Source organism: Thalassobacter stenotrophicus (assembly GCF_001458315.1).
GTDB lineage: Bacteria > Pseudomonadota > Alphaproteobacteria > Rhodobacterales > Rhodobacteraceae > Thalassobacter > Thalassobacter stenotrophicus.
This window is the reverse complement of the sequence record NZ_CYRX01000024.1, coordinates 61,845-78,297: the sequence shown is the minus strand read 5'-3', so window position 1 is coordinate 78,297 and position 16,453 is coordinate 61,845. Positions and strand designations below refer to the sequence as shown.

Sequence of the window (16,453 nt, the reverse complement as noted above, 5' to 3'; positions counted from 1 at the left end):
GACAACAACATAGCTCGCTTCGGGGTTTGGCCTAGATCACAGCGCGTTCATGGATTGGGCGATTGTGCATGAGCCGGTCGTAGCCGAACTCCGATAGGTCCAAGGTCTGGTAGGCCCCATGTGTAATCCACTCAGCCATCCCCCGGCCCATCGCCGGAGACTGTTGCAACCCATGCCCTGAGAACCCATTGATGAACAGGAAATTGCGCACCTCCGGGTGCGGTCCGTGGACGGCGTTGTGATCAAAGGTGTTCATGGCATAGTGCCCGGTCCATTCGGCCTGAATGCGTACGGCCTCAAACGCAGGGATACGGTGTGCGATGGCGGGCCAAACTTTGTCCATCCAGATATCCGGGTCCATCGCGAAATCGTCGAAATCGGCGGCAGGGTCGATGTCGCTGTGGGCGCCGACCTGATAGGTTCCGCCACCGTTTTCGCGCACATGCACGCCGGAGGGATCGATTGTCAGGGGCAGGGGGCGGTCCAACGGTTGATCAGCCTTGATCACCCATGAATAGCGTTTGCGCGGCTCAATCGGTAGCGTCAGCCCGGCCATGGCTGCGGTGCGTGCTCCGCGCGGACCCGATGCGTTGACCAATTGCCCGCAGGCGATGACCTCTCCAGAGGCGAGTGTCACACTCTCGATCTGATCGCCTGTGCGGGTGATCGCGACCACCTCGTTTTGGAGCCACTCAACGCCACGTTCAATCGCCTGCCGTCGCCACCAAGTGTTGACGGTGCTGCCGTCGAAATAGCCCTCGTTCACCGTGTTGATCGAGCCAAGGACAATGTCGTCTACGGTGTAGAACGGGTAGGCGGCTTTGATCTGATCGGGGGTAAGAAGCTGGGTGGCCGCACCGGCCGCATGTTGTATCGTTTGGTTCGCGCGCAGGGTGTCGGCAAAGCCCTCATCGGCCGCAAGATACATGTACCCAAATGACTGAATGCGCAGCTCTGGTACGCGTTCATCGCCGCCCATTCGGTCCCGTAGTGAATGGACGAATTCAGCTGTGAACTGGCTGATGCGCACGTTTAACTCGGTTGAGAACTGTTGCCGCACGCAGGAATTGGTGTGCGTGGTCGACGCAAATTCGAGGGTCGTGTCCCGCTCAATCACCAAAACGCGTCCGTTAAAATCGGGCTCATCCGCCAGGAACCACGCGGTGGATGCCCCCATGATGCCCCCGCCGATGATGACGACGTCATATTTTAAATGCGCGGGGCTTTGTGTGGCTTGGCTCATGGATCTAACTCCTCTGCGGCGTCGATCTGGGCTTGGGTTAGGCCGTAGTCGCGCTGGGCATCTGCGGGCGTGATATAGCCCCGAGCCACGTCGCGTTGGATCGCACTGAGCGGACGGTCGGACGCGGGTCCGTATCCGCCCCCGCCGGGAAAGGCCATCTGCACGCGCCCGCCTTCGGGCACAAACTGTTTGCCTTTGACACGCATGGGCGTGCCGTCTTCACGGGTGATGACCGTGGGCGCGCCGTCCGTCCCGCCGCGTCGTCCGCGCGCGGGGTGGGCGCCGCGATCAAACATGGCTTGCAGGTCGAATTCATGGCCCGGCAGGGCGCCGACCTCCATCACTTGGCCCAATCCGCCGCGTGCAGCCCCTGCGCCGCCTGATCCGGGGCGCAATTCCTTGCGCCAGATGATGACCGGGCCTGCGTGCTCGGTTGCCTCAACGGGCATGGTCATCACGCCCGAGGGGAACGCGGTCGCGTTTAAGCCGTCAAGGCCGGGCCGCGCGCCGGATCCGCCGGAGTTGAACGTCAACACCTCCGCTCGGCGGGCCTCTGCCGCCCCCGGTGCGGGCCGGAGGGAGACCTGGAAATTGCACAAACATCCCGCCCCTTCGGCGGGCACAACGCCCGGTACGATCTGGTCGAATGCGTTGAAAACCACGTCCGGTACGAAGTGGCCGACGATGTGGCGCAACGCGACGGGCGCAGGATGGACTGCGTTGACGATTGTGTCTGCGGGGGCCGTGACTTCAAACGGCTCTAGTGAGGCGTGGTTGTTGGGGATATCCGGCGCAATCGCGACTTTAAGCGCATAACATGCGTAGGCCTTAGCGTAGACGAGGGGGCAGTTGATCCCCTTTGGGTCCACGCCCGATGTGCCCGTGAAATCGGTAATGATGCGCTGATCTTCGACCGTGACCGTGGCGCACAAAGTGATTGGCGTGTCGAAGCCATCGACCGTCATTTCACCAGTTGCGGTGGTGCGCGGCAGGGCCGCGATCCGCGCGAGGGTCGCCGTGCGTGAGTTGTCTAGAATGAAGCCCGCGATTTCGGCCAAATCCGACAGGGCGAACTCTGCCATCATATCGTTCAAACGCTGCACGCCGATCTGATTACAACTGGCCAAAGCATAAAGATCGCCCACCAATTGATCGGGTTCGCGCACGTTGCTGCGCACGATCCGCAAAAGCGTTTGGTCCACGGTGCCGCGATCCGCAAAACGCATGATGGGGATGTGCAGACCTTCTTCGTAGACGCTATGCGCATCGGCCCCAAACCCGCGCCCGCCAACATCGACGACATGAGCAGTACAGGCGAAGAAGCTCACCAATTTATCGCCATGAAACACGGGCGTGACCATGGTGAAATCGTGCAGGTGGCCGGTCCCCTCCCACGGGTCGTTGGTGATATAGACGTCGCCCTCGGCCATGGTATCGCGCCCGATGCAGCGAATGAAATGAGCGACTGCATCGGCCATTGCGTTGACGTGGCCCGGCGTGCCCGTGACCGCTTGGGCCAGCATCCGGCCCTGCGCATCATAGACGCCAGCCGACAAATCCCCGGCCTCTCGGACTGAGGTCGAAAAGGCAGTGCGCACCAACGCTTGGGCCTGTTCTTCTACGATTGAGATCAGGCGGTTCCACATGACTTGTGCGGCGACGGATGACAGGGTCATGGTTGGGCTCCCTCAAGGCTAAGCTCAATGCAGCCGTCGGCGTGACATAGGGCCGTGCGGCTGGCGGGGACGACGATGGTGGTTTCTTCTTCAACGATGGCAGCGGGGCCCGGGCAGCGCATCCCCGGGGCCAGCGCGCGCCGGGCGATCTCTGCGGCCTCTAGCGTTGTGGCGCGCGCGGGGTCGAACATCTGTCTGGTTGCTTGGTGCGGTGCCAGTGTCGTTTGGGCCGCGGATTCTGGCATCGATCGGGGCGGAGATTTCGGCGTAGACGCGTTGACCGACCAGACCGTGACTTCGATGTCCAGCCCCGCGACGGTGCGCCCGAACAACTGGGCATAGTCTTCCTCAAACCGTGCAACAAACGTCGCGGCATCGGGTGCCCCGGCCTGCGCGGGCGTCAGCGTTACGGGAATTTCCCAGCCTTGACCCGCATAGCGCATGTAGACTTTGACCGCCGTTTCAATCGGGGCCTTTGCGTCGCAGGTTCGCACAAATGCGGTCGCCTCATCCGCGAGTTCGGCCAGTAATTGTGCCACGGTGTCTGCATCAAACGCGCTAAGCCGCATGTATACCGATCGGGTCGCCTCAAAACTGAAGGGCGCGCGCAGAAAGCCAATCGCGCTGCCGACACCCGCACCGGGCGGCACAAGGCACCGGCTGATCCCCAGCTTTTCGCACAACCGTCCGGCGTGCAGCGGTGCGGCCCCGCCAAAGGCGATCATGGTGTAGTCGCTGAGGTCTTCGCCATTCTCAACGGCATGAACGCGCGCGGCGTTGGCCATGTTCTCGTCGACAACTTCTGTGACCCCAAAGGCAGCCTCTTGTGGGGGCATGCCCAGGGGGGTGCCGACGGCGGTATCCAGCGCGCGCGCCGCGGCGTCACGGTCCAGAGCGATCCGCCCACCTGCAAAGGCCGCTGGGTCAAGCTTGCCCAACATAAGGTCCGCGTCTGTCACCGCCGGCCGATCGCCGCCGCGCCCGTAGGACGCTGGCCCCGGCTCGGATCCGGCGCTTTCTGGGCCAACCGCGATCCGTTGAAGCGCATCCACGGACGCAAGTGAGCCGCCCCCTGCGCCAATCTCAACCATGTCGATCACTGGAATAGAGATCGGCATCCCAGAGCCTTTTTTGAAGCGGTACGTGCGCGCAACCTCAAAAACACGCGCGGTCTTGGGGGTTTGGTCCTTGATGAGGCAAATTTTGGCCGTAGTACCGCCCATGTCAAAGCTCAGCACCTTATTAAGGCCATGACGCGCGGCGATATCGGCGGCAAACACGGCCCCCCCAGCGGGACCAGATTCAACCAAACGAACGGGGAAGTCGGCAGCATTTTGAAGGCTGATAATCCCACCACCCGAATGCATTAGGAATACATCAGCCGTTACGCCTTCGGCCTTTAGGCGGGCTTCTAGGCGGCAAAGATAAGAGGCAATGAGCGGTTTGATGTAGGCATTCGCCACGGTAGTGTTGAACCGCTCATATTCGCGCATCTGCGGGGACACTTCGCTCGAGATCGAGACAGAGACATCGGGCAGGCGCGCGGCGATCATCTCGCGGATGCGCCGCTCGTGCGCGGAATTGAGGTAACTGTGCATCAGGCCGACGGCAACACTGTCGACGCCCATTGCCGCGATCTCATCTATGCGGGTGGCGACCTCGGCCTCATCCAGCGCGATCATGACTTCGCCCTGTGCATTGACGCGTTCGCGCACGCACAACCGGGGTTGGCGGGGCAGGAGGGGTTCGGGCAGGGTGAGGTTCAGATCGTATTGCTCAAACCGGCTCTCGGACCGCATTTCGATTACGTCACGAAAGCCCTCAGTGGTGATCAAAGCAGTGCGCGCGCCGCGCCGTTCGATCAGGGCGTTGGTGGCAAGTGTGGTGCCGTGAATGATCTGGGTAATGGCGCTGGGCGCGATGCCCTCGGCTGCACAAACCCTTTGCAATCCCTCAACAATTGCATCTTCAGGCGCAGCATATGTCGTGAGCACTTTGGTGGATGCGAACAGGTCCGGCCCTTCTAAAACGACATCCGTGAAGGTGCCTCCGATATCTACTCCCAGCCGGATACCATCCTGCGCCATGCTGCTCTCCCCCAAGTCCATACTCTATTTCCAAGCCTGAGCCTGCCTCGGAAATAACCCAGCCGCAAGGCGCGTATTGGGACCGTTCCCAAAGGCATGTTTGCGAAGGATGCAGGCGCGTGGGCTTTCCGAATTCGATCCGGTGACCGCTATGTTCTGGGCCGTTTCAAGTCGGGGACAGCGGCGCTTATTATGGACCGAGAGGCAGACTCGTGGTTCGCGCGCTACGGTATTTTTACCTAGGGGGAACTGCCCCACAGACATTGCACCGTTTGACCACAAGGCCGGGATCGCCATATCGGCTAACTCTTGGCGAGAACGGGTTGTAGGCGGCACACAGAACGATATTCTATCCTCAATAATTCGTAAAAATCCGAAAGCCGTCGCATGAGTTTCATTGGCCTCGACTTGGGCACGTCATCGCTCAAGGCCATCTTAATCGATGACGATCAGAATATTCTGGCCGAACATCACGTACCGCTCCAAGTGCAGCGGCCGCACGATGGTTGGGCAGAGCAATGCCCTTCCACGTGGGAGGCCGCGGTGCGCCAAGCCCTTGGTGCGTTGGCTGCCAAGGCTGATTGCTCTGGGTTGAAGGGGATCGGCTTGTCGGGGCATATGCACGGCGCCTGCCTTGTCGGCGCGGATGATCAGCCCGTCTATCCTTGCATGCTGTGGAACGACACGCGTAGCGCGGATGAGGCCGCTGAGATGGACGCGGACCCGCGGTTTCGCGCGATTTCGGGCAATATCGTTTTTCCGGGGTTTACCGCGCCCAAGGTAGAATGGCTGCGCCGTAACAAGCCTGAGGTCTTTGAGAAGGCCACTAAAATCCTGCTCCCCAAGGATTATCTCCGGCTCTTTTTGACAGGAGAGTATGTGTCCGAGATGTCGGACGCTGCGGGCACCGCGTGGTTCGATACGGCGGCGCGCGATTGGTCTGATACCCTTTTGGCCGCTTGCCACTTGAACCGTAGCCAAATGCCCAGATTGGTCGAGGGCAGTGCAATTTCCGGCCAACTCAGGCCAAAACTGGCCGCAGACCTTGGGTTGCCAGTGGTCCCTGTTGCGGGCGGCGCAGGGGACAATGCGGCGGCCGCAATCGGTGTGGGCGTTGTTGAGGACGGGTCTGCGTTCTTGTCACTGGGCACGTCCGGCGTATTGTTTGCTGCGACCTCGGGCTACCGCCCTGCGCCAGAAACGGCCGTGCATAGCTTTTGTCATGCAGTACCAGACACTTGGCATCAGATGGGTGTCATCTTGGCGGCCAGCGATGCTCTCGAATGGCTTGCGCGGTTAACGGGTCAAACGGCCGCTGAATTGACCGCTGATCTAGGTGCGCTTCAGGCCCCCAGTCGTACGTTGTTCCTTCCCTATCTAGGCGGGGAACGGACGCCCCACAATAACGCGCAGATGCGTGGTCAATTCCTGCACCTAGATCACGCAACAAATGCGACCGAGGCTGCGCGCGCCGTGTTGCAAGGTGTCAGTTTCGCGTTTGCGGACAACCAGTTGGCCTTGGCTCAGACGGGCACGACCCTAAAGCGAGCGCTTGTTTTGGGCGGCGGCTCTAAGTCCGCGCATTGGGTTGAGATGCTGGCGACGACGCTGGGCGTCACGCTGGATCTGCCAAAGGCGGGTGACTTTGGCGCAGCTTTGGGCGCGGCGCGTTTGGGGATGATGGCAGGCACCGGCGCAGGCCGAGAGGTCGTCACACCCCCACCCATCGCCCGCAGCACGGAACCTGTGGAGGCGCTACGTGACGCAATGGCAGACGGTCACGCGCGATACCGTGCCGCCTATGATGCGCTGAGGTCGCTGTGATTATGGCGTCGAAACCTATTCTCTATTCCTTTCGCCGGTGTCCCTACGCGATGCGCGCGCGGTTGGCCGTATCAGCGTCGGGCATCTCCGTCGCGCTGCGCGAAGTTGTCTTGCGGGATAAACCGGTCGCGTTCCTAGCGGCGTCGGCCAGTGGCACCGTGCCTTGCCTTGTGGCGGAGGATGAGGTGCTGGATGAAAGCCTCGACATCATGCTGTGGGCGTTGCGTCAGCGCGATCCCGAGGGATGGTTGACCATGCCACGCGAGGGGTTTGATTGGATTGCACGCTGCGATGGTCCGTTCAAATCCGCGCTTGATCGCACAAAGTATCCTCCCCGATACCCAGATGCGGACCCAGAGGCTTCACGCGCAGAGGCGCATGGGTTCTTGGCCGATCTTGATGCCGAAATGGGAGAGTGGATTTTTGACCAGCCCAGCGTGGCGGACTATGCGATCTTGCCGTTTGTGCGACAGTTCGCATTTGTGGATAAGCCGCGTTTTGATGCGCAGCCTTGGCCGCGTGTACAGGCATGGCTGGAGCGGTTTCTAGCCTCAGAGCGGTTTGAGAGTACGATGAAAAAGTACCCTCAATGGCAGGAAGGCGACCCTGAGATCGCCTTTCCTTGAGTGCACGACTTAAGCGAGCACACCTTCAGCGGTAAGGCGTGACTTACCGCCAAGATAGCGGTGCAGAACCTCCGGCAGTTCGACCGAGCCATCAGCCCGCTGCCCGTTTTCGAGCACGGCAATCAGGCACCGTCCGACAGCCAGACCAGAGCCGTTGAGCGTGTGTACGTATTCGGGTTTCGCACCGGCTTCGGGGCGGAAGCGAGCGTTCATGCGCCGCGCCTGATAATCACCGCATACCGAACAAGAGCTGATCTCCCGATAGGCGTTTTGGCCGGGCAACCAGACTTCAATATCGTGGGTGCGTTGCGCGCCGGCACCCATGTCACCCGTGCACAAAACAACCGTGCGGTAGGGCAGGCCAAGGGCCTCAAGGATGCCTTGAGCGCAGGCCGTCATCCGGTCCAACTCGGCCCGGCTTTCATCAGGTTTTGTGACCGAAACCATTTCGACTTTTTCGAACTGGTGTTGGCGCAGCATACCTGTGGTGTCGCGCCCGGCGGACCCTGCCTCGGACCGGAAACACAGGCTGTGGGCGCACATGCGACGGGGCAGATCGGCGGCCTCAAGAATATCGCCCGCAACGGTGTTCGTCAGGGTCACCTCGGATGTCGGGATCAGCCACCAACCCTCACGGGTGCGGTAGCTATCCTCACCAAACTTGGGCAACTGGCCAGTGCCGTACATCGCCTCTTCCAACACCAGGACGGGGGTGTTCGTTTCAGTCAGCTCGTTTTGATCCACATGTGTGTCGAGCATAAACTGCGCAAGCGCGCGGTGGATACGTGCAACCGCACCGCGCAAAACCACAAACCGTGAGCCCGAAAGTTTAGCCGCAGTGGTGAAATCCATGCCCGGCACAACGCTTGGGATCTCAAAATGTTCAACAGCGGTGAAATCCAGTTTGGGCGGCGTGCCCCAACGGTGAATTTCGATGTTGTCGTCCTCATCCTTGCCATCGGGGACGTCCGCGTGCGGCAGGTTTGGAATGCCCATCAAAAGGTCACGCAAGGCCATATCCTTGGCTTTTGCGTCTTCTTCTAGCTGCGCAATTTCCTGTTTCTTCTCAGAAACAAGGGCGCGCAGACGCTCAAACTCGGCCTCATCGCCACGTGCTTTGGCTGCACCCACTTGCTTAGAGGCCGCATTTCGGTCCGCAAGTGCGGTTTCAGCGGCGGTAATGCAGGTTCTGCGTGCTTCATCCAGCGCAAGGATTTCTGATGACATCGCAGAGCCACCCCGGCGCATCAAAGCGGCGTCAAAGGCCTGAGGGTTGTCTCGGATCATGCGAATGTCATGCATGGAAGTGGCTCCTTGGGTGGGGCATGGCGTGCAAACACGCGTTGATTTGCGGGCCTTTTAATGGATGCTCGGGCGTAAGGCTAGGCGTATGCAGCGCGGCATGTCCGCATTCGTTGTGACCTGCGTGAATTGTCGTGGCGCGGGTTCTATTAATGCCGTGAAACTGTCGTGGCTCGGTCACGATCTTGCCGCGATGCGGCGCGACGGTGACTGCATGAACATGCTTAACCAAATACACTCCACGCGAGTCGCGGTTTTTGTCGATGGGGACAATGTCCCACCCAAGCTCATCGATCCCGTTCTGGAACGGGCCAAACATTTGGGTCGGGTCGATGCTGTGCGTGTTTATGCTGACGAATGCCATGTTGAAGGTTGGTGTAAAACGCCGGGCATCACCTTGGCTCCGATGGCCAGCAGCAAGAATGCCTCGGACATCGCGCTGTGTCTGGACGCGCTGGAGTTGGCGCTTAGCAGCGATATCGCGACCTTTGTGATCGCGAGCGCGGATCAGGGCTTTGCCCATCTGGCGCAACGCCTGCGCACTCATGGCAAATGGGTGTTGGGTGTCAGTGGGGGCAAGCCTTCGGATTTCTTTCAAAACAGTTGTAGTGAGTTTCACAGGCTGCCGATGGGGCCAAACGAGGCGGCTCTGGATGCTTTGCATAGCAAAATTGCGGGAGTTCTGGGCCAAACACCGACAAAACCCATCTCGCTCGCGAACTTTGGGCACGAAATGTATCAGCTTGGCGTGACTACGTCCGATCTGCCCAACGCAAACTGGCGCAGTTTTTTGGCGGGGCACGCCGATCGCTACACCTTGTGCCCGATTGGTGTGCGGCTCAGCGGTGATCTGACCGGGCAACAGTGGCTTAATCGCCGCGCCAACCCCGGGACAGGGCGCCAATAGCTTGTTCCGCCGCCTTGCGCTCCCTACTTGCCAGTTATAACGTGCGCCGAACCTTAAAGGCGCCAAAGCCCGAACTGCAATCACAGGGAAATTCTGATGTTCGTCACCCCCGCATATGCCCAAGCCGTCGGAGGTGCAGGCAGCACTTTCGCGTCTTTTGTACCGCTCATTCTGATCTTTGCGATCATGTACTTCCTGCTGATCCGCCCGCAGCAGAAAAAGCTCAAAGAGCACAAAGCCATGGTCGAGGCACTGCGCCGCGGTGACCAGATCGTCACCCAAGGTGGTGTGATTGGCAAAGTCACCAAGGTCAAAGAGGGTGACGAAGTGGAAGTCGAAATCGCAGACGGTGTTAAAGTCCGTGTCGTGCGCTCGACCATCGTGACGGTTCTGACAAAATCCGAACCGGCGACCTGACCTGATGCTTGATATCCCCCTCTGGAAGAAGGTGCTGATCCTAGGCATCTGCGCGGCCGGGCTGCTCATGGCATTGCCCAACGCGAATTATTCGAACGTAGAGCGGTACAATGACGCCGTGTCTGCGATGGAGGGGGGGATCACCTCGCCAGAGCTTGAGGCGGATGCGGGGCTTTGGCCAAGCATTCTGCCTTCAAATCTGATGAACCTCGGTTTGGACCTGCGGGGCGGCGCGCATTTGCTGGCCGAAGTGCAGGTTGAGGATGTTTATGGTAGCCGGATGGACGGCTACTGGCCCGCCGTGCGCGACGCCCTTCGTGAGGAACGCGCAACCGTTGGAACGATCCGCCGCCAGCCGGGGCCCGACAGTGAACTGAGGGTGCGGATTTCCCAGCCTGAGGGCATGGAAGCCGCCGTTGCTGCCGTGCGGGCCTTGGCCCAACCGATCACCACATTCACGGGCGTAGGGTCCAGTGACATTGATGTGTCAGCCAATGGCGACGTTTTAACCGTTCAGCTGTCGGAGGCGGAACGCGCCGCGACGGACGACCGGACGATGCAACAATCGCTCGAAATCATCCGCCGCCGTGTGGATGAGGCCGGGACACGCGAACCCACGATCCAGCGTCAGGGTGCAGACCGCATCCTGATCCAAGTACCGGGCATCGGCTCCGCGCAGGAGCTGAAATCCCTGATCGGGACGACCGCCAAGCTGACGTTCCACCCGGTGGTTGGCCAAACGTCTGACGCGAATGCGCGCCTTGATGGGCGTCAAATCCTAGTCCCCGACATGGATGATGCGGGCACCTACTATATTCTTGAGCAAACGCCGGTGGTCACAGGCGACGATCTGGTCGACAGCCAGCCTGCGTTCGATCAAAATGGCCTGCCTGCTGTGACTTTCCGGTTTAACGGTGCGGGTGCACGGGACTTTGGGATTTATACGGCCGAAAACATCGGCTCCCCCTTTGCCATCGTGCTGGACGATGAGGTGGTCACAGCTCCGGTCATCCAATCCGCCATTCCCGGCGGTACTGGCCAGATTACTGGTAACTTTGATGTAACGGAATCGACGCAGCTGTCGATCTTGCTGCGTGCAGGTGCTCTCCCGGCTGAAATGACATTCCTTGAGGAACGGACAATTGGTCCCGAACTGGGCCAAGATTCCATCGATGCAGGCCGCATCGCTGCGACCATCGCTATGGCAGGTGTTGTGGTCTTTATGATCGCAAGCTACGGCCTGTTTGGCGTGTTTGCGACGGTGGCCTTGCTGATCAACGTGGCGCTTATCGTCGGTATTCTCAGCCTGATTGGTGGCACCCTGACATTGCCTGGCATTGCAGGGATCGTTCTGACCGTGGGTATGGCGGTGGATGCTAACGTGCTGGTGTTTGAGCGTATCCGCGAAGAATTACGCACGGCCAAAGGGCCCGCGCGGGCCATTCAGCTGGGCTATGAACGCGCTCTGTCGGCTATTGTGGACGCGAACCTGACGACCTTCATCATCGCAGTCATCCTGTTTGTGCTGGGCTCTGGCCCTGTGCGGGGGTTCTCGGTGACGCTGGGCATCGGGATCATCACGTCCGTCTTTACTGCGCTGTTCGTCACGCGCGTCTTTGTGGTCATGTGGTTTGAACGTCGCCGCCCCAAAAAATTGGAGGTGTAAGATGCGCCTAAGACTTGTCCCGCAAGAGACCAACTTCGACTTCTTCCGCTTTCGCAAAGTAACATTTGGCGGCTCGGTGATCGCGGTGATCGCGTCAATCGTGCTGTGGTTGGTGATGGGCCTAAACTTCGGTATCGACTTTCTGGGCGGGACCACCATCCGCACCGAAAGCCGGGTTGAGGTGAATGTCGGCGCGTATCGGGATGCGCTGCAACCCTTGAACCTCGGCGATGTTTCCATCACTGAGGTGTTCGACCCCACATTCGCCGACGACCAAAACGTGGCCATGGTCCGCATTCAGGCGCAAGATGGCGCTGAAAGCGTGACGCCCGAGGTCATCGCCTTGGTCGAGGACGTGCTGCGGACTGTCGACCCAGAGATCACATTCCCAAGTGTTGAATCTGTCGGTCCCAAGGTCTCGGGCGAGTTGGTGACGACGGCTTTGATTGCGCTTGCGGCTGCGATGGCCGCGATGTTGTTCTACATTTGGCTGCGGTTTGAATGGCAGTTCGCCGTCGGCGCGGTTGCGGCCTTGGTGCACGATGTTGTCCTGACCATCGGGATTTTCAGCCTGCTGCAAATTCGCTTTGATTTGGCAACGATTGCGGCGCTTTTGACGGTGCTGGGGTACTCGATCAATGACACTGTGGTCCTGTTTGACCGCCTGCGTGAAAACCTGATCAAGTACAAGAAAACCCCGCTGATGGAGGTCATGAACCGCTCCACCAATGAAACGCTGTCACGGACGTTGATGACCAGTGGCACGACCATTGTCGCACTTTTGGCGCTGATCATTCTGGGCGGCGATGTGATCCGGGGCTTCGTGTTCGCGATCCTGTGGGGCGTTATCGTCGGGACCTATTCCTCGGTCTACGTGGCCAAAAACGTGGTGCTGATGCTGGGCGTGAACCGCGACCCGAAAAAGCCCGATAGCGGCGCAGGCACACAGTTCGGTAACATCGATGCCTGAGATTTTAGCCACCCCGGGTTTGGGGTGGCTGGTCTTTGCAACCTGTCTTGCAGGCTTGGTGCGGGGCTTTGCCGGGTTCGGCACTGCCCTGATTTACCTGCCCATCGCGGGCACGGTTTTGCCTCCGGTTTGGGCGATCGTTACACTCACAATTATGGATCTGATTGGGCCACTTCCGACCGTACCGCGTGCAGTGCGCGACGGGCATCCGCGCGATGTGTTGCGGTTGTGTGCAGGGCTGGCGGTGACACTGCCCATCGGCTTGGCGGTCTTACTGAGTGTTCCGCCTGAGGCGTTTCGCTACGCCGTGTCCCTTGTGACATTTGTGATGCTCGCGGCCCTTGTGTCGGGCTGGCGTTACCGGGGCCAAGTGACACCGCCCAAGGTATACGGCATCGGCGCCTGCGCGGGCTTTTTGGGCGGTGCGGCGGGTCTGCCGGGGCCGCCCGTCATCCTGTTCTACATGGCGCGGCCTCTGCCTGCCTCGGTCGTACGGGCGACGCTGACGTTGTTTCTGCTGATCTATGACGGGATGGCCTTGGGGCTTTTGACTGCAAAGGGCGAAGTCACGCTGACGCCGTTCCTGATTGGTGCAATCTTGATCGTGCCCAACCTCTTGGCGATTCAGGTCGGCGCGGCTATGTTCCACCCCGACCGCGAACGGCTTTACCGCCGGATCGCCTATACCATCATCGCCGGCGCGGCCCTCATGGGCCTGCCTTTGTGGGGAGACATGTAATGCAACTCAACGAAGTCCACTATGGCAGCGCGCAACCAATCGACAGCTATGGGCCCGGGTTTTTCCGCGTGGGCGGAGATCGGATTGATGGCGCAATCCTTGCAACCGAAACCACAGCCCGGACATGGGCAGGGTTAGGGGATGCGGACAGCTTGTTGAAGTTGGCGGGAGCGGTCGACGTGATTTTCTTGGGCACTGGGTCCGAGATCGCCCATGCGCCCGCAGGCCTGCGCGCTGCCGTTGAAGGCGCGGGCATGGGGCTTGAAGTGATGAACAGCCCCGCCGCGTGTCGCACCTACAATGTGCTGCTGGGGGAAGGCCGCCGCGTCGCACTTGCGGCTTTGCCAGTCAACGCGACGGACTGAACGCGATCAGGATGATGACAGGTCTAGCGTGGTCTGTGTTTCTACGGCCTTGATTGACGTGTTCATATCGCCGCTGATATCGGCAGCCCCATCTTTGACGACCATCATCACCGCAAGGCCAAGCCCCACGAGGCCCGCGCACAAGATAACCCAGTCGACAGTTACGGCACCGTGTTCATCGGTTAGGAAAGATTGGAAATAGGTCATGGGGCAGTTCCTTTGTGATCTGTCCCTCGCATATGCCGCATGAAACGTGTTCGGAATGGGGCTAGAACGACGCTAAATACCGCAAGTTTTAACGGGTTCGCGTGGTTCGTCCGGCAGTGGGGGCGATTTGACCAAAAACCATTGTCTTTAGCTCACGCAACAATTTGCGCTCCATCGCGGCTTGATAGGCTGAATATCCCAATGCGGTTTCTACAAAGGCACCGGGGCCGCGAATGATTTCGGACAGAAAATAGCTGCTCAGCTCCGCGATTTCGGCCTGCCGCTGGTCCCCTGCGGCGGGGTTGTCTGCGCCGATGACCAGCGCATTGATCGTGACGCCCTCCAGCTTGCGCTGCTGGCTGCTGGGATCGGGCCAGTCGTTGTTTTTGCCATCGCCTGAGATGTCGAGTGTACGTTGCAAACATGTGGGCGGAGCATCGCGGAACAGCGCTGCGGCATATGCCATAGACGCGCCCAATGCGGTGGACCGTGAGGCTGGCCGCAGGGTCGGCGCGCGGAGCGTCGCGGCCACCTGATTTAGCGTGGCTAAATCGGTGATGGGCGTCCACTCCAGCAGGGTGAATTGATCGAACTGTCCCGCCCATTCAAATGCAGCGATATAGACGGGGAACTGCGGCGTGCTCAGCAGAACATCGCGCACAGAGGGCGCGGTCAGGGCTGCGGCCAGCCCCTCCCGCTGGAGTGTGTATTCATCGGCATCAACCGAGCCAGAGACGTCCAAGGCCAGCACCAGCGCCTGCCGACAGGCGGCCTGAGCTGCCCCTGCGTGTATCACTACCGCAAGGGCAAGGGCCGCCGCGCGGCTTACCAATGGCCTGTGTTTTCCATGGATGCCCAAGGCTCTGCTGGGGCCAGATGATCCCCGCTTTGCAGCAGCTCAATCGAGACGTTATCGGGCGAGCGGACAAACGCCATATGCCCATCGCGGGGAGGGCGATTGATAGTGACACCGTTGTCCATCAGGTGCTGGCAGGTCTCATAGATATTATCGACCCGATACGCGAGGTGGCCAAAGTGACGACTGTCTGAGGGCAGGCCCTCATCACCGTCCCAGTTGTAGGTCAACTCAACATGGGCGTTTTCTTGACCGGGGGGCGACATGAAAATCAGGGAAAAGCGGCCCTTTTCGTTTTCATAGCGGCGGGTCTCTTCGAGACCGAGCAGCTTGTAAAACGCGATGGAGGCATCAAGGTCGCGGACCCGAACCATTGTGTGCAGATAGGTAATAGGCATGGGGAACTTTCGTGAGTGAACTCTACGCTCAAGATAGGGCCGGGGGCTGTGGGCGCAACCAATGGCTGTGTCTGATGCGGGTGGCAGGGCGCAAAGCCGCTGTGATTTATATATCTTGTGGATATCCTGACAAAAGTTGACCACATCTAGTGTTCACGTGCGATTATACCCCGAATACGTTCGGAAAGGCCCGATTCGCGGCTTTTGTGGCCCGTTGCGGGCGCGAACATGCGTGGAGAACAGTTCATGAATGATCAGGCCAGTCGACCGATGACCCCCGAAGAAGAAATCGCCGAAATGCGCAGCCATCCGCGCCCCACATTGCGGGCCGTAAGCGAGGGCATGGAGAAACACTTGTACACCGCGCAGCCGGTTTTGGATCACGGGTTTGTCCGTGTGATCGACTATATGGGTGACGACGCCGCCATCACGCAGGCCGCGCGCGTCAGCTACGGCAAGGGCACGAAATCGGTTCAAAACGATGAGGGCCTGATCCGCTATTTGATGCGGCATTGGCACTCCACTCCGTTTGAGATGTGTGAGATCAAACTGCACGTCAAACTGCCCGTGTTCGTTGCGCGTCAGTGGATCCGTCACCGGACCGCGAATGTGAACGAATATTCAGCCCGCTACTCGATCCTTGATCGTGAGTTCTACATTCCGCCGGCGGAGCATCTGGCGGCACAGTCCGTGGTGAATAACCAAGGCCGCGGCGATGTTCTTGAGGGTGAAGAGGCCGCGCGCGTTCTCGAAATTCTAAAGCGTGATAGCAATCAGGCATACGACAGCTATGAGGCGATGATCTCACAGGATGGTCAGGCCGGGCTGGCTCGCGAATTGGCGCGCATGAACCTGCCGACCAACATCTACACGCAGTGGTATTGGAAGGTGGATTTGCACAACCTGTTCCACTTCCTACGGCTGCGTGCTGACCCCCATGCGCAATACGAAATCCGCGTCTATGCGGATGCGATTTGTGAAATGGTCCGCGATTGGGTGCCCTTCGCATATGGCGCGTTCGAGGATTACCGCATGGGCGCGCAACAGCTTTCGGGCAAGGGCGTTGAATGCCTCAAGCGCCGCCTTGCGGGCGAAGTTGTGACCCAAGAAAACTCGGGCATGTCCAAAGGTGAATGGCGTGAGTTTGAGGCCGTCTGGGGCGACGCTTAA

General features: G+C 59.7%; 16 protein-coding genes. 9 read left to right on the top strand and 7 right to left on the bottom strand.

Annotated elements, in window-relative coordinates; translation table 11 throughout:
- Positions 1-31 precede the first annotated feature (31 nt).
- Genes THS5294_RS06905 through THS5294_RS06895 form a run of 3 tightly spaced genes read right to left on the bottom strand, consistent with a single transcriptional unit; the run spans position 32 to position 5,006 of the window.
- Positions 32-1,243: an NAD(P)/FAD-dependent oxidoreductase gene (locus THS5294_RS06905; protein WP_058123160.1), complete on the bottom strand. Its 1,212-nt coding sequence runs from the start codon at positions 1,241-1,243 to the stop codon at positions 32-34.
- On the bottom strand, positions 1,240-2,919 hold the full coding sequence (locus tag THS5294_RS06900; protein WP_058123159.1) for a hydantoinase B/oxoprolinase family protein: 1,680 nt from the start codon (positions 2,917-2,919) through the stop codon (positions 1,240-1,242). Before THS5294_RS06900 ends, THS5294_RS06905 begins: the two co-directional genes overlap by 4 nt.
- A complete protein-coding gene (locus THS5294_RS06895; RefSeq protein ID WP_058123158.1) occupies positions 2,916-5,006 on the bottom strand; it encodes a hydantoinase/oxoprolinase family protein in 2,091 nt (696 codons plus the stop codon). The genes THS5294_RS06900 and THS5294_RS06895 overlap by 4 nt, the downstream gene beginning before the upstream one ends.
- Before the next feature lie 387 nt (positions 5,007-5,393).
- On the opposite strand from THS5294_RS06895, the gene xylB reads away from it, so the two are divergent.
- Both xylB and THS5294_RS06885 read left to right on the top strand, forming a co-directional pair.
- Complete coding sequence (xylB, locus tag THS5294_RS06890; protein ID WP_058123157.1) at positions 5,394-6,830, top strand: xylulokinase; 1,437 nt, start codon at positions 5,394-5,396, stop codon at positions 6,828-6,830.
- Between the two features lie 2 nt (positions 6,831-6,832).
- Entirely contained in the window at positions 6,833-7,456 is a 624-nt protein-coding gene (locus THS5294_RS06885; RefSeq protein ID WP_058123156.1) for a glutathione S-transferase, read from the top strand.
- A 9-nt stretch (positions 7,457-7,465) separates the two neighbouring features.
- Here THS5294_RS06885 and serS read toward each other — a convergent pair whose 3' ends face one another.
- Complete coding sequence (serS, locus tag THS5294_RS06880) at positions 7,466-8,758, bottom strand: serine--tRNA ligase (RefSeq protein WP_058123155.1); 1,293 nt, start codon at positions 8,756-8,758, stop codon at positions 7,466-7,468.
- A gap of 100 nt (positions 8,759-8,858) precedes the next feature.
- Here serS and THS5294_RS06875 point away from each other — a divergent pair, with 100 nt between their 5' ends.
- The 6 genes from THS5294_RS06875 (at position 8,859) to THS5294_RS06850 (ending at position 13,822) form a co-directional block, all read left to right on the top strand.
- Complete coding sequence (locus tag THS5294_RS06875; protein WP_158508582.1) at positions 8,859-9,665, top strand: NYN domain-containing protein; 807 nt, start codon at positions 8,859-8,861, stop codon at positions 9,663-9,665.
- Between the two features lie 96 nt (positions 9,666-9,761).
- The gene (yajC, locus tag THS5294_RS06870) at positions 9,762-10,082 is read left to right on the top strand and encodes a preprotein translocase subunit YajC (protein ID WP_038008109.1); all 321 of its coding nucleotides are present in this window, start codon (positions 9,762-9,764) and stop codon (positions 10,080-10,082) included.
- Between the two features lie 4 nt (positions 10,083-10,086).
- Entirely contained in the window at positions 10,087-11,748 is a 1,662-nt protein-coding gene (gene secD / locus THS5294_RS06865) for a protein translocase subunit SecD (RefSeq protein ID WP_058123153.1), read from the top strand.
- 1 nt (position 11,749) lies between these two features.
- Complete coding sequence (secF, locus tag THS5294_RS06860) at positions 11,750-12,718, top strand: protein translocase subunit SecF (RefSeq protein ID WP_058123152.1); 969 nt, start codon at positions 11,750-11,752, stop codon at positions 12,716-12,718.
- Complete coding sequence (locus tag THS5294_RS06855) at positions 12,711-13,457, top strand: sulfite exporter TauE/SafE family protein (RefSeq protein ID WP_058123151.1); 747 nt, start codon at positions 12,711-12,713, stop codon at positions 13,455-13,457. The genes secF and THS5294_RS06855 overlap by 8 nt, the downstream gene beginning before the upstream one ends.
- Complete coding sequence (locus tag THS5294_RS06850; RefSeq protein WP_058123150.1) at positions 13,457-13,822, top strand: Mth938-like domain-containing protein; 366 nt, start codon at positions 13,457-13,459, stop codon at positions 13,820-13,822. Before THS5294_RS06855 ends, THS5294_RS06850 begins: the two co-directional genes overlap by 1 nt.
- A 6-nt stretch (positions 13,823-13,828) precedes the next feature.
- Here the strand turns inward: THS5294_RS06850 and THS5294_RS06845 are convergent, their stop codons facing one another.
- The 3 genes from THS5294_RS06845 to THS5294_RS06835 all read right to left on the bottom strand — a co-directional run bounded on the left by THS5294_RS06845 (position 13,829) and on the right by THS5294_RS06835 (position 15,283).
- The gene (locus THS5294_RS06845) at positions 13,829-14,029 is read right to left on the bottom strand and encodes a hypothetical protein (protein ID WP_058123149.1); all 201 of its coding nucleotides are present in this window, start codon (positions 14,027-14,029) and stop codon (positions 13,829-13,831) included.
- An 88-nt stretch (positions 14,030-14,117) separates the two neighbouring features.
- Entirely contained in the window at positions 14,118-14,861 is a 744-nt protein-coding gene (locus tag THS5294_RS06840; protein ID WP_058123148.1) for a DUF1194 domain-containing protein, read from the bottom strand.
- Positions 14,855-15,283, bottom strand: coding sequence for a VOC family protein (locus THS5294_RS06835; RefSeq protein ID WP_038008124.1), 429 nt, complete (start codon positions 15,281-15,283; stop codon positions 14,855-14,857). Before THS5294_RS06835 ends, THS5294_RS06840 begins: the two co-directional genes overlap by 7 nt.
- A 246-nt stretch (positions 15,284-15,529) precedes the next feature.
- Between THS5294_RS06835 and thyX the strand changes: the two genes are divergently transcribed.
- On the top strand, positions 15,530-16,453 hold the full coding sequence (gene thyX, locus THS5294_RS06830) for an FAD-dependent thymidylate synthase (protein WP_038008126.1): 924 nt from the start codon (positions 15,530-15,532) through the stop codon (positions 16,451-16,453).

Bases quoted from the DNA above. Each gene is read 5' to 3' on its own strand.
- THS5294_RS06905 (WP_058123160.1), bottom strand. From the start codon at position 1,243: ATGAGCCAAGCCACACAAAGCCCCGCGCATTTAAAATATGACGTCGTC.
- THS5294_RS06900 (WP_058123159.1), bottom strand. From the start codon at position 2,919: ATGACCCTGTCATCCGTCGCCGCACAAGTCATGTGGAACCGCCTGATC.
- THS5294_RS06895 (WP_058123158.1), bottom strand. From the start codon at position 5,006: ATGGCGCAGGATGGTATCCGGCTGGGAGTAGATATCGGAGGCACCTTC.
- xylB (WP_058123157.1), top strand. From the start codon at position 5,394: ATGAGTTTCATTGGCCTCGACTTGGGCACGTCATCGCTCAAGGCCATC.
- THS5294_RS06885 (WP_058123156.1), top strand. From the start codon at position 6,833: ATGGCGTCGAAACCTATTCTCTATTCCTTTCGCCGGTGTCCCTACGCG.
- serS (WP_058123155.1), bottom strand. From the start codon at position 8,758: ATGCATGACATTCGCATGATCCGAGACAACCCTCAGGCCTTTGACGCC.
- THS5294_RS06875 (WP_158508582.1), top strand. From the start codon at position 8,859: ATGTCCGCATTCGTTGTGACCTGCGTGAATTGTCGTGGCGCGGGTTCT.
- yajC (WP_038008109.1), top strand. From the start codon at position 9,762: ATGTTCGTCACCCCCGCATATGCCCAAGCCGTCGGAGGTGCAGGCAGC.
- secD (WP_058123153.1), top strand. From the start codon at position 10,087: ATGCTTGATATCCCCCTCTGGAAGAAGGTGCTGATCCTAGGCATCTGC.
- secF (WP_058123152.1), top strand. From the start codon at position 11,750: ATGCGCCTAAGACTTGTCCCGCAAGAGACCAACTTCGACTTCTTCCGC.
- THS5294_RS06855 (WP_058123151.1), top strand. From the start codon at position 12,711: ATGCCTGAGATTTTAGCCACCCCGGGTTTGGGGTGGCTGGTCTTTGCA.
- THS5294_RS06850 (WP_058123150.1), top strand. From the start codon at position 13,457: ATGCAACTCAACGAAGTCCACTATGGCAGCGCGCAACCAATCGACAGC.
- THS5294_RS06845 (WP_058123149.1), bottom strand. From the start codon at position 14,029: ATGACCTATTTCCAATCTTTCCTAACCGATGAACACGGTGCCGTAACT.
- THS5294_RS06835 (WP_038008124.1), bottom strand. From the start codon at position 15,283: ATGCCTATTACCTATCTGCACACAATGGTTCGGGTCCGCGACCTTGAT.
- thyX (WP_038008126.1), top strand. From the start codon at position 15,530: ATGAATGATCAGGCCAGTCGACCGATGACCCCCGAAGAAGAAATCGCC.